At 61.1% G+C, this 11,849-nt stretch carries 14 protein-coding genes; 11 read left to right on the top strand and 3 right to left on the bottom strand.

Annotation, left to right across the window (positions count from 1 at the left end):
- Positions 1-56: 56 nt before the first annotated feature.
- From yiaY to KZH41_RS08690, 6 genes are all read left to right on the top strand, one after another.
- Positions 57-1,205, top strand: coding sequence for an L-threonine dehydrogenase (yiaY, locus tag KZH41_RS08665; protein ID WP_094951038.1), 1,149 nt, complete (start codon positions 57-59; stop codon positions 1,203-1,205).
- Between the two features lie 91 nt (positions 1,206-1,296).
- Entirely contained in the window at positions 1,297-1,971 is a 675-nt protein-coding gene (locus tag KZH41_RS08670; protein WP_094951037.1) for an NAD(P)H-binding protein, read from the top strand.
- Positions 1,971-2,882 carry a LysR family transcriptional regulator gene (locus KZH41_RS08675; RefSeq protein WP_242154867.1) on the top strand — a complete coding sequence of 304 codons (912 nt, stop codon included), beginning with the start codon at positions 1,971-1,973 and terminating at the stop codon, positions 2,880-2,882. Before KZH41_RS08670 ends, KZH41_RS08675 begins: the two co-directional genes overlap by 1 nt.
- 217 nt (positions 2,883-3,099) lie before the next feature.
- Positions 3,100-4,293 (top strand): CaiB/BaiF CoA transferase family protein, encoded by a 1,194-nt coding sequence (locus KZH41_RS08680; RefSeq protein WP_094951035.1) that lies wholly within the window; start codon positions 3,100-3,102, stop codon positions 4,291-4,293.
- Complete coding sequence (locus KZH41_RS08685) at positions 4,290-5,231, top strand: hydroxymethylglutaryl-CoA lyase (protein ID WP_263274682.1); 942 nt, start codon at positions 4,290-4,292, stop codon at positions 5,229-5,231. Before KZH41_RS08680 ends, KZH41_RS08685 begins: the two co-directional genes overlap by 4 nt.
- 59 nt (positions 5,232-5,290) lie before the next feature.
- The gene (locus tag KZH41_RS08690) at positions 5,291-6,622 is read left to right on the top strand and encodes an MFS transporter (RefSeq protein WP_263274683.1); all 1,332 of its coding nucleotides are present in this window, start codon (positions 5,291-5,293) and stop codon (positions 6,620-6,622) included.
- Here KZH41_RS08690 and KZH41_RS08695 read toward each other — a convergent pair whose 3' ends face one another.
- On the bottom strand, positions 6,623-7,111 hold the full coding sequence (locus KZH41_RS08695; RefSeq protein ID WP_263274684.1) for a DMT family transporter: 489 nt from the start codon (positions 7,109-7,111) through the stop codon (positions 6,623-6,625).
- 77 nt (positions 7,112-7,188) lie between these two features.
- On the opposite strand from KZH41_RS08695, the gene KZH41_RS08700 reads away from it, so the two are divergent.
- The 4 genes from KZH41_RS08700 (at position 7,189) to KZH41_RS08715 (ending at position 9,873) form a co-directional block, all read left to right on the top strand.
- Entirely contained in the window at positions 7,189-8,106 is a 918-nt protein-coding gene (locus KZH41_RS08700) for a LysR family transcriptional regulator (protein ID WP_242154873.1), read from the top strand.
- Positions 8,107-8,119: 13 nt separating this feature from the next.
- A complete protein-coding gene (gene fos / locus KZH41_RS08705; protein WP_242154875.1) occupies positions 8,120-8,530 on the top strand; it encodes a fosfomycin resistance glutathione transferase in 411 nt (136 codons plus the stop codon).
- 54 nt (positions 8,531-8,584) lie between these two features.
- A complete protein-coding gene (locus KZH41_RS08710) occupies positions 8,585-9,226 on the top strand; it encodes a LysE family translocator (RefSeq protein WP_094951029.1) in 642 nt (213 codons plus the stop codon).
- A gap of 119 nt (positions 9,227-9,345) precedes the next feature.
- A complete protein-coding gene (locus KZH41_RS08715) occupies positions 9,346-9,873 on the top strand; it encodes a DUF4142 domain-containing protein (protein ID WP_094951028.1) in 528 nt (175 codons plus the stop codon).
- Between the two features lie 53 nt (positions 9,874-9,926).
- Here KZH41_RS08715 and KZH41_RS08720 read toward each other — a convergent pair whose 3' ends face one another.
- Positions 9,927-10,352: a low affinity iron permease family protein gene (locus KZH41_RS08720; protein WP_094951027.1), complete on the bottom strand. Its 426-nt coding sequence runs from the start codon at positions 10,350-10,352 to the stop codon at positions 9,927-9,929.
- Between the two features lie 177 nt (positions 10,353-10,529).
- Between KZH41_RS08720 and KZH41_RS08725 the strand changes: the two genes are divergently transcribed.
- Positions 10,530-11,312: a GNAT family N-acetyltransferase gene (locus KZH41_RS08725; RefSeq protein ID WP_263274685.1), complete on the top strand. Its 783-nt coding sequence runs from the start codon at positions 10,530-10,532 to the stop codon at positions 11,310-11,312.
- Here KZH41_RS08725 and KZH41_RS08730 read toward each other — a convergent pair whose 3' ends face one another.
- Positions 11,313-11,813 (bottom strand): methylated-DNA--[protein]-cysteine S-methyltransferase, encoded by a 501-nt coding sequence (locus KZH41_RS08730; protein WP_263274686.1) that lies wholly within the window; start codon positions 11,811-11,813, stop codon positions 11,313-11,315. It lies immediately after the preceding gene.
- Positions 11,814-11,849: the final 36 nt, after the last annotated feature.

Raw genomic sequence — 11,849 nt, forward strand, 5'->3', positions numbered from 1 at the left:
GATGGCGCAGGCAAGTCAGGTTGATCCTGTAGGCATAACGCCTCTGAGGATTGACCATGAGCAGCACCTTCTTTATTCCCGCCGTCAACATCATGGGCACCGACTGCCTCGACGAAGCCATGACGGCCATCCGCAATTACGGCTTTCGCAGGGCGCTGATCGTCACTGACGTGGGCCTGGCCAAAGCGGGCGTGGCCAGCATGATCGCCGAGAAGCTGGCGATGCAGGACATCGACTCGGTGATCTACGACGGCGCTAAGCCCAACCCCAATGTGGAAAACGTCGAGAAAGGCCTGGTGATGTTGGAGGCTAATGCTTGCGATTTTGTGGTGTCGCTGGGCGGCGGCTCGCCCCATGACTGCGCCAAGGGCATCGCGCTGTGCGCCACCAATGGTGGGCATATCGGCGACTACGAAGGCGTCGATCAGTCCAGCAAGCCGCAACTGCCACTGGTGGCCATCAACACCACCGCCGGCACCGCCAGCGAGATGACCCGTTTCTGCATCATCACCGACGAAACCCGTCACGTGAAAATGGCCATCGTCGACCGCAACGTCACGCCGCTGCTGTCGGTCAACGACCCGACGCTGATGGTCGGCATGCCCAAGGGCCTGACCGCCGCGACCGGCATGGACGCGCTGACGCACGCCATCGAAGCCTATGTGTCCACCGCCGCCACGCCGATCACCGACGCCTGCGCGATCAAGGCCATCGAACTGATCAGCGCCAACCTGCGCCTGGCCGTGCGCGACGGTACCGACAAGGCCGCGCGGGAAAACATGGCGTATGCGCAGTTTCTCGCCGGGATGGCCTTTAACAATGCGTCCCTGGGCTTTGTACATGCGATGGCCCACCAACTCGGCGGCCTGTACGACTTGCCCCACGGCGTGTGCAACGCGGTGTTACTGCCGCATGTGCAAAGCTTCAACGCGAGTGTCTGCGCCAAGCGCTTGAGCGACGTGGCGCGCGCGTTGGGCGCTGATATCAAGGGCATCACCCCGGAAGAGGGCGCCCAGGCTGCCATCACCGCCATTCGCACGTTGGCCCTCGACGTTGAGATTCCCGCCGGCTTGCGTGAACTGGGCGCCAAGTTGCAGGACATTCCGCTGCTGGCCACTAATGCGTTGAAGGATGCCTGTGGCCTGACCAACCCGCGGCGGGCCGATCAGCGTCAGATTGAGGAGATCTTTCGCAGCGCTTTCTAAAGGGGCAGCCGCACGCTGCAAGCGGTAAGCTACAAGCCGAACTGCATTTAACTTGAGCATGAAGCTTGCGGCTTGCCGCTGAGGTCCACCCATGAGAGTTCTGTTATTCGGCGCCACCGGCATGGTCGGTCAAGGCGTGCTGCGCGAGTGCCTGTTGGCCGCTGACGTGCAGGAAGTTGTCGCGGTCGGCCGCACGCCCTTGACCCAGGAGCACGGCAAGCTGCATCAGGTGCTGCACAGCGACATGCTGGATTTCCATCCCCTGGAAAACCTGCTGCAAGGTTTTGATGCCTGTTTCTTCTGCCTCGGCGTTTCGTCGGCGGGCATGAATGAAACCCAGTACACCCACCTCACCTATGACCTGACGCTGGTTGCGGCCAGCACCTTGGCGCGACTTAATCCGCAGATGACCTTTATCTACGTGTCCGGCGCCGGCACCGACAGCTCCGAGGCGGGCAAGTCGATGTGGGCGCGGATCAAGGGCAAGACTGAAAACGCGTTGCTGCGCCTACCGTTCAAGGCGGTGTACCTGTTTCGGCCTGGGGTGATTCAGCCGCTGCATGGCGTGCGTTCGAAAACGCCGCTGTACCAATCTTTCTATTCCGTACTCGGGCCGGCGCTCTCTTTCGTACGTCGGGTCAAGCCGGGCTGGGTCGTGAGCACCGAGACCGTCGGCCAGGCAATGTTGGCGGCGGTACGCCATGGCGCGCCGAACGCGGTGGTGGAGCAGGCCGAGATCAATCGCCTGGCCTCTGAGCGTCGCTGATGCTGCACAAGAGCCTGGTGCGTCGCCTGGACCTGATCACTTTGCAACTGTTCGTTGCGGTGTTTGAGGAAGGCACGCTGACCCGCGCTGCGGCCCGTGAAGCCATTGCGGTGTCGGCGGCGAGCAAGCGTCTGATGGAACTGGAACAGGTGCTGGGCGTCAGCCTGTTCGTGCGCCGGGCCAAGGGCATGGACCTGACGGCGGCGGGCGAAACCCTGTTGCACCATGCGCGGCAGATGCTGTTCAACGTCGAAAAAATGGGCCTGGAATTGGGCGAACACAGCCATGGCGTGCGCGGTTATGTGCGCATGCTGGCCAATCTGTCGGCGATCATTCAGTTCTTACCGGAAGACCTGCGGGATTTTTCCGCGCTGCATCCTGAGGTGAAAACTGATCTGGAGGAACGCCCCAGCAATGGCGTGGTGCAGGGTGTGCTGGATGGCGTGGCCGATTTGGGCATTTGCTCCAGCGACACGGACACTAAAGGCCTGCCGAGCGTGACCTATCGGCACGACAAACTGGTGGTGCTGATGCCGGCAGATCATCCGTTGGCTACCCGCCAGTCCTTGGCCTTTGCCGAAACGTTAGGCAGTGATTACGTGGGTTTACATGCCGCCAGCTCGATCAATATGCGCACCCATGCGGCTGCGCGCGAGGCGGGCAAGATGCTGCGCCTGCGCATCCATGTGCCGGGGTTTGATGCGATGTGCCGGATGGTTCAGGCGAACATGGGCATTGGCATCCTGCCGCAAAAAGCCTATGAACTGTTTGGCCGCGCGTTGGGGTTGCACGCGGTGCCGCTGACGGATGCTTGGTCGGATCGCAGCTTGATCGTAGTGGTGCGCGATGAGGCGCAGTTGTCGCCGGTCAGTCGATTGTTGTTTGACTATCTGCGCAGGACGCTAGAGTAATTCAAACACGGACGGCCTCATCGCGGGCAAGCCCGGTTCCCACCCATGAATGCGATCACTGGTGGGAGCGGGCTTGCCCGCGATGGCGATGGAGTCAACGCCGTGATTGTATTGTTGTTCGTGTTTCGCGAACGCTCCTTGCCAACTGACGGTTGGATTTCTCCTACGCCTATCCTCTAGCCTTGCCCTCACATTCCAAGAATAAGAGGCTCACCCCATGACGGCTCCATTGACCGGTATCAAGGTGATTGAGATCGGCACCCTGATTGCCGCGCCGTTCGCCGCCCGGCTGATGGCCGAGTTCGGCGCCGAGGTGATCAAGATCGAAGCCATGGGCCAGGGCGACCCGCTTCGTAAATGGCGAAAACTGCACGAAGGCACCTCATTGTGGTGGTACCTGCAATCGCGCAACAAAAAGTCGCTGGCGTTAGACCTCAAGTCCCCGGAAGGCCTGGGCGTGATCAAGCAACTGCTCGGCGACGCCGACGTGCTGATCGAAAACCTGCGCCCCGGCGGCCTGGAAAAACTCGGCCTGGGCTGGGATGTGTTGCACGCCCTCAACCCCAAGCTGACCCTGGTACGCATCTCCGGCTACGGCCAGACCGGCCCTTACCGTGACCGCCCAGGCTTCGGTGCCATCGGCGAGGCCATGGGCGGCATCCGCTACACCACCGGCAACCCGGACTCGCCACCGGCGCGAGTGGGTGTGAGCCTGGGCGACTCCCTCGCTTCCCTGCATGGCGTTATCGGCGCGCTGATGTCGCTGCTGCGGGTCAAGACCGGGCAGGGCGACGGGCAGGTTGTCGATGTGTCCCTGGCCGAAAGCGTGTTCAACCTGATGGAAAGCCTGGTGCCCGAATACGACATGCTCGGCCATGTGCGCGAACGCAGCGGCGGCGCCTTGCCCGGCATCGCGCCCTCCAACACCTACCTGACCGCCGATGGCGCTTACGTGGTGATTGCTGGTAACAGCGACCCGATCTATAAGCGTCTGATGACCACCATCGGCCGCGCCGACTTGGCCGAAGCGCCGGAGTTTGCCCATAACGATGGCCGTGCGGCGAAAAGCGGTTTGCTCGACGCCGCGATCACCCACTGGACCAGTAGCCTGCCCATCGACCAAGTGCTCAGCGCTCTGGAAGCGGCAGAAGTGCCAGCCGGGCGCATCTACTCGGTGGCCGATATCGTCAGCGACCCGCACTACCAGGCGCGTGACATGCTGCTCAATGCCGAACTGCCCGGCGGCGTGTCGGTAAAAATGCCCGGCATTGTGCCCAAACTTTCCGAAACCCCAGGCGCGGTGAACTGGCAAGGCCCGACACTGGGCCAGCACACCGACGACATCCTCGCCGGCCTGGGCCTGACCGGGGCCGATATCCAACGCTTGAGAACCTTGGGAGTGGTGCAATGATCACCGATTATTCCGACCCGCTGATCGTGCAGGAAGTGTCCCCGCGCGATGGTCTGCAAATTGAACCCACCTGGGTCGAAACCGCCGACAAGATCACGCTGATTAATGAGCTGGCCTTGGCCGGGTTTTCGCGGGTCGAAGCCGGCTCGTTCGTCTCCCCCAAGGCCATCCCCGCGTTGCGCGATGGCGAGCAGGTGTTCCAGGGCATCCAGCGTAAACCCGGTGTGATCTATGTGGCGCTGATCCCCAACCTCAAAGGCGCCCAGCGCGCCATCGAGTCCCGCGCCGATGAGCTGAACCTGGTGATGTCCGCCAGCCAGACCCACAACCTGGCCAACATGCGCATGCGTTGCGAAGCGTCATTGGCCGCGTTTGGCGCTATCGTTAGCTTCGCCGCCGACTACTCGGTGCGCCTCAACGGCAGCATCGCCACCACCTTCGGTTGCCCGTTCGAAGGCAAGATTGCTGAAGACCGTGTGCTGCAAATCGTCGATGCCTACCGCGAGTTGGGCATCCAGGGCATCACCCTGGCCGACACCACCGGCATGGCCAACCCGCGCCAGGTGCAGCGTCTGGTCACACGCGTGTTGGAGCGCGTTCCGGCCAGCGACCTGACCCTGCATTTTCACAACACGCGCGGCCTGGGGTTGTGCAATGTGCTGGCGGCTTATGAAGCTGGCGCACGGCGTTTTGATGCGGCGTTAGGTGGCCTGGGTGGCTGCCCATTCGCGCCGGGGGCGTCGGGCAATATCTGCACCGAAGATTTGGTCAACCTGTGTGACGAAGTCGGTATTCACACCGGCATCGACCTGCCGCACCTGCTGCACATGTCCCGCCGCCTGCCGGCTCTGCTCGGCCATGCGCTGCCCGGCCAAGTGGCCAAGGCCGGGCGCAATGGCGACCTGCACCCGCCACCGGCTTATATCGCCACGCTGTAACGCCGCACCAGACAACAAAAACAATCGGGCGCCTTTGAGCAGCCCGCTGGAGAAAATGCATGAGCACTAATACGTTAGAGGCAGGCCTGCGCCCGGCTGCTGAGATCGATGCCGAAAAAGCCCTGGTCAGCAAGGTCGCCTGGCGCCTGATGCCGCTGATCATGGTGTGCTACCTGTTCGCGTTTTTCGACCGCATCAACATCAGCTTTGCCAAGTTCCAACTGCAAACCGACCTGAGCCTGAGCGACACCGCTTACGGCTTGGGCGCCGGGCTTTTCGTGGTCGGCTATGTGATCTTCGAAGTGCCCAGCAACATGATGCTGTACAAGGTCGGCGCGCGGCGCTGGATCGCGCGGATCATGATGTCGTGGGGCCTGGCCACGGCGGCCATGGTGTTTGTCACCGCCGAGTGGCAGTTCTACGGCCTGCGTTTCATCATCGGTGCGATGGAGGCAGGGTTTGCGCCGGGCGTGTTGTATTACCTGACCTTGTGGTTCCCGCAGCACTTTCGTGGGCGCATCACCTCGCTGCTGTTTCTGGCTTCGGCCTTCGCAGGCTTGGTCGGCGCGCCGTTCTCGGGGCTGGTGTTGGAGCATCTCGACGGCGTGCTGCAGATGCGCGGCTGGCACTGGCTATTCCTGCTCGGCGGCTTGCCCTGCATCGGCCTGGGCTTTCTGGTGCTGACGTTGCTCAAGGACCGCATTGAAGACGCGCAGTGGCTCACGCCGGCGGAGAAGACCTTGCTGTCGAGCCGCATCGCCAAGCACGAGCCTAACCAGCACGGTGGCTCGCTGCTGTCGGCGATCCGCATTCCAGGTTTCCTGATGCTCGGGTTTATCTACTTCCTGATCCAGGTCGCGTCCTACGGCCTCAACTTCTGGGCGCCCCAATTGATCCGCAGCGCCGGCACCCAGAGCCCGGTGATGATCGGCCTGCTCACTGCGATTCCGTATGTGTGCGGTGCGATCAGCATGCTGGTGATCGGGCGGTTGTCGGACGCCACCGGCGAGCGGCGCAAGTTTGTCTGCGGCCTGGTGGTGTTAGGTGCGGTGGGTTTCTTCAGTGCCGGGATCTTTGCCGACCACACCACCTTCCTGATCATCGCCTTGGGCCTGCTGGGCGCTGGCATCATCGCCGCAATCCCGACCTTCTGGACCTTGCCGCCCAAACTGCTGGCCGGCGCCGGTGCCGGTGCCGCCGGTGGCATTGCGGTGATCAATACCCTTGGCCAGTTCGGCGGCATTGTGAGCCCGGTGATGGTGGGGCGGATCAAGGACCTTTCCGGCAGCACCACCCCGGCGCTGTACGTGATCGGTGTGTGCGCGCTGTTGGCGGCGGCGCTATTGCTGTGGGGCTTGCCGCAAAAACTGCGCACGCTGGACAAGGCCTGATCAGCCCGCCGTTGCCAACGCACGGGCGGGCGTGCTGCTGAACTGAATCAACGCCACCCCACCGATCAACAGCAACGCCCCCAGCACCCGGGGCGTTGTCAGTTGGCGTTCCACCAGGCCGAACAGGCCAAAGTGATCAAGCAGCAGCGAAGCGAGAATCTGCCCGGCCATGGCCAAGGCGATAAACCCCGACGCACCGAGCTTGGGCAGCAGCACCAACGCCAGGGAAATAAAGCACACGCCAAATGCACCGCCGGCCCACATCCACAGCGGCGCTTTAGTGATAAACGCCAGGCTCGGCAGTGGTAAACGCAATGCCAGAATCACCGGCAATAGCACAATAATGCTCACCAACAGTGACGCCAGCGTGGCCCACAACGGGTGGTCGAGCCCGCGCCCGAGGTTGGCATTGATCGCGCTTTGAAACGGTACTACTGCGCCGGCGATCACCGCCAGCGCCAACAAACCCAACCAATGCAACGTCGTCATTGCGAATCTCCCAGAGGTTTTGCTGGACTCTAGGCTATTCGTCGCGCAAATTTAAATTCCAATTTCTTATGCCGAGCATGCAGCTGATGAATGATCTGCGCCGCATCGACCTCAACCTGCTGGTGGTCCTGGATGCCTTGCTCAGCGAGCAACATGTCACCCGTGCCGCTGAGCGTCTGCACCTTAGCCAGCCAGCGGTCAGCCATGCGTTGGCGCGCCTGCGGGATGTGTTGAATGACCCGTTGCTGGTGCGCCAGGGCGGCACGTTGGTGCCGACGGCGCGCGCGCTGGAGTTGGCGACGCCGCTGGCTGAAGCCTTGGCTCAGGTGCAGGCGCTGCTGGCGCCGAACCGATTTGACCCGGCGTCGGCCAAGCGTAGGTTTCGCGTGGCAATGTCGGACTACAGTGCGGCGATTTTGCTACCCGGTTTGGTTCGCGTTCTGCGTCATGAGGCGCCCGGTATCGACCTGCAAATCATCCAGGCCAGCCGCGAAGGCATGGTGGACGGCGTGCTCAATGGCGACATTGACTTGGCCGCTGGGGTATTCCCCGACATGCCCGCTGAACTGCGCACCACGCCGTTGTTCGAGGAGCATTACACCTGCCTGGTGGACCGCGACAGCCTGCCGGCAAACGGCACGCTCGACCTGCCCACCTACCTGTCGCGCCCCCATGTGCTGCTGGAAATGCGCGGCAGCGGCACGCCGGAAATCGAGCGGGCGTTGACGGCGATTCGTGAGCGGCGGCATGTGGCGATCAGCCTGCCGCATTGGGGCGTGGCGCCGCAGTTGATCCAGGGCACCGACCTGATTTTGACGGTGTCATCCAGAGGCGTACCCAACATTGATCAGCAGCATTTGCTGGCCGTACCGCCGCCGTTTCATATTCCCTCGTTTGCCTTTGAGCTGGCGTGGCATGCACGGCGGGGTGGGGATTCGGGATTGCAGTGGTTGATTGGGCAGGTGCAGGGTGTATTGTCCGAAAGCCACCGATAACAGGAAGCCCACCATGCTCTCAGGCCTCAACCACCTGACCCTTGCCGTCGCCGATTTGAACCGCAGCGTCAACTTCTACCATCAGCTGCTGCACCTTCAGCTCGATGCGACCTGGGACAACGGCGCCTACCTCTCATTGCCCGGTTTGTGGCTGTGTTTGTCGCTCGACCCGTCGCGCCCGTCAGAACCCGCAGCGGAGTACACCCACTACGCGTTCACCGCCGCTGCCAGTGATTTCCCCGCGCTGGTGTCGCGCCTGCGCGCGGCAAAGGTCCAGGAGTGGCGCGACAACCGCAGCGAAGGCGCTTCGTTCTACTTTCTCGACCCCGATGGCCACAAACTCGAACTGCATGTGGGCGATTTAGCCTCGCGTCTGCACGCCTGTCGCGCCAAGCCTTATGCAGGAATGAAGTTTTACCCATAGCCCCAGAACGTGCAGAATCCTTGCACCTCTCAACCGTCTGTCAGAGTCGCGCCCATGACCCCATCCTTGCTGCTCGCCGTCCTCGCTTCGGGTTTTATCTACGGGATTACCCCAGGCCCGGGCGTCCTGGCCGTGTTCGGCATTGGCGCTGCGCGTGGCCGCCGCGCCGGTGCGGGTTTTCTGTGCGGGCATTTGCTGGGGGACGTGGTGTGGTGCAGTACTGCGCTGATCGCCATTGTTGGTGCGCGGGAAGTCGGCAGCAGTGCCTTTGATGTACTCGGTGTGCTCAGCGGCTTGTATTTGTTCTGGCTCGGCTGGCGCGCCATTCGCACCCAGCGTCGCAGCAGCGATGCACCTCAGGGCGCGGCGCGGCATCCGTTCTGGCACGGCATTCTGTTCGGCCTGACCAACCCCAAGGCCTACCCGGTGGCGGTGGCGACATTTACCGCGCTGCTGTCCAGCCGTGCCGAGTTGCTGACCTGGGCGATGCTGCCGTCGTTGATCTTCCTGAGCTTCATCGGTGGCCTGCTGGCCTACGCGATTCTGATCGGCGTGGTGGGCGCCCAGCGCGTGCGCACGGTGTATCAGCGCCATGAAATCCTGATCACTAAACTGTGCGGTGTGATGTTCATCGGCTTCGCCATCAATGCGCTGGCGCACGCATTGCCAGGACTGTTCGGCAGCAAACCGGCCTGATGTGACGGCGACCGTTCGTCGCACTGGGAAGTTTTTTCTAAACCTTTGCCGCCCTGAAAATTCGAATTCAGGGCGGGGTGTATTTCCCCGCACCTATTTTTGCCCTGGAGGAACCCATCATGAGCCGCATGGCTATCCGGTTACGCACCGCCAGTTTCGCGATGCTGCTGGGCCTCGGCGCCAGCAATGCTTTCGCCCAGTCGCCTGCTGAATTCATCGAGCAGGCTTCGGCCAAAGGTATGGCCGATATCGAAACCAGTCGCATGGCCCACGCCAAAACTTCGTCCCAGGAAATCAAGGACTACACCATCGAGGTGATCAACGAGCGCACCCTCGCCAATCAGCATCTGGCGGCGATCGCCAAGAAGCTCGACTTGCCGGTGGCCCCGCGCGAGAAGATCGTCGACAAAGCCGAAACCTTGATGCCCGAACTCAAGGATGGCGACTCCTTTGACGCCGCTTACACCGCGCAGCAGGTCAAGGAAAACGAAGACGCCATCGCCTTGTTCAAGAAAGAAGGCGCGGCCTCGGATGTGCCCGAGATAAAAGCGCTGGTGGACGAGACGCTGCCTAAGCTGCAAGAGCGTTTGCAAAAAGCCCGTGCCCTGGCGTCGACCTACGGTAAAGGTCATCAAGGCGACGGTTGAATCCGTCACATGAAATGAAAAACGGCGGTTGGATGATTTCCAATCGCCGTTTTTTATGCCTGGTTCAGGTCGGTTTTACTCGGCAGCGCATCGTCCACCACTTCACCGCAATTGCTGTTGAGGCTGACGCTGCCGGTGTCGCCGATGCTGCGATATTGCCCGCGCAGGTGCTCCAACTCTTTGCGGTCTAGCCCATCCAGGCTCAACACAGCGTTCTGCGCATCCTTGGACACGCGCAGCAGCTCATCAATCTTGATATGCAGGATGTCATTGTCGCGGTTTTGCGTGTTTTGGATCAGGAACACCATCAGGAAGGTAATGATGGTGGTCGAGGTGTTGATGATCAGCTGCCAGGTGTCGTTGTAGTGAAAGTACGGCCCGCTCAGGCTCCACAGAAAAATCAACGCGACGGCCGCATAAAACGTCCGGGCACTGCCTGCCCAGCGCGACAGAGATTGGGAGACTGCGGAGAATTTCATGACCGTTTTCCTAATAGGTGGGTGATGAAAATACTGACCGCAGCTACACGGTGAAATTTCTTTTTACAATTGGGATAATTGAACAAAGTTGTGCTTTTTCTTCCCGGATTTTAGGAATGGGCCTACGGCGCCTTTTAGCCGCGGGCGCAAGACTGCGTTTTTATCCGGATAATCCCCATGCATGCTAACGCCGGCTGCGACTTGGTCGCGCTCTGCCATCAGACCGAAGAGCATTTTTTCGCCGCAATCTGCCAAGCGCATCGCCGATACGGCGCCTGTCTCAACGCCTATTTCACCGACGAACATTTCGACCCGTTTAACCTGTTGTTTATCCGAGTCGGCAGCACTTCGTCGGATGAGCTACCGACTGCGTTGCTGGACCTGATCCGGCGTACTGTGCAGGAAATACGCATCGTAATTCACGAGGAAAAGGTCAAGGGGTTAAGCGCGGTGCTCACGGCGCTCGGCTTTCAGCCTGCCGAAAAGAGCACCGCGATGGCCTTCGAACTGTCAAACCTCGCTCCTTGGGTAAACGATAGCGATGTGCAGATCAATCTGACTCGCACCATGAACGATTGGACTGAATCCTTTGCCAGTGCGTTCTTGAAACCGGCCGAGATTGTTGCGGGTTATCAGGCCCGGCACCAGCGTGCTCTTGAAGCGGGTCAAGGGCTTTACCACTTCACCTTGGCCGACGAGGGGCAGGTGAGGTGCTCGCTGACGCTGTCTCTATGCGATGGCGAGGCCAGGCTAAACGATGTCGGCACGCTCATGGGCTTTCGTGGCAGAGGTTATGCCACTCGATTGATCCATGCCGCCTTGCTTTTCGCGTCGAGTCTGGGGGCCAAACGATGCTTTCTTGAGGCGTCGGTGGAGGGCTTCTCGGTGTATCAAAAATTGGGTTTCGAGTGTTTGTTCGACTACCAGTCCTTTACCCGTGGACTGCTTGCAGTCGCGTAATCACAAGGCAAGTTTCACTTGACCGCGATCCTCGAGCGCCAACAGATACTGCTTGGCCTCAAGCCCTCCGGCAAACCCGGTCAACCCGCCTGAAGCGCCGATGACGCGGTGGCAAGGCGCAATGATCGAGATCGGGTTGCGCCCGTTGGCAGCGCCCACCGCACGCACCGCTTTGGGGTTGCCGATCTGCTGGGCGATCTGGCTGTAGCTGCGGGTTTCGCCAAAGGGGATGGTTAACAGCGCCTGCCAGACTTGTTTCTGAAACGCTGTACCGGTGAAATCCAGTGCCAGTTCGAACTGGTTGCGGGTGCCGGCGAAATACTCTCGCAACTGGCGCTCGGCTTCCAACAGCACCGGGCTGTCGTTGGCCTCCTGCAACTCACCCAAACGCACGCGGTTGGCGCGTTCTTTTTCCCACAGGATGGCGTTGAGTTTGCCTTCGCGCGCGACCAGAGTGAGCTGACCAACGGGGGAAGGCATGAGCTTGTATTCGTAGGACATGAGCTGATTCCTCGAAAGGCATTTATAGGCACAGGG

Origin of the sequence: Pseudomonas sp. YeP6b (assembly GCF_025642995.1) — a bacterium.
Lineage (GTDB): Bacteria > Pseudomonadota > Gammaproteobacteria > Pseudomonadales > Pseudomonadaceae > Aquipseudomonas.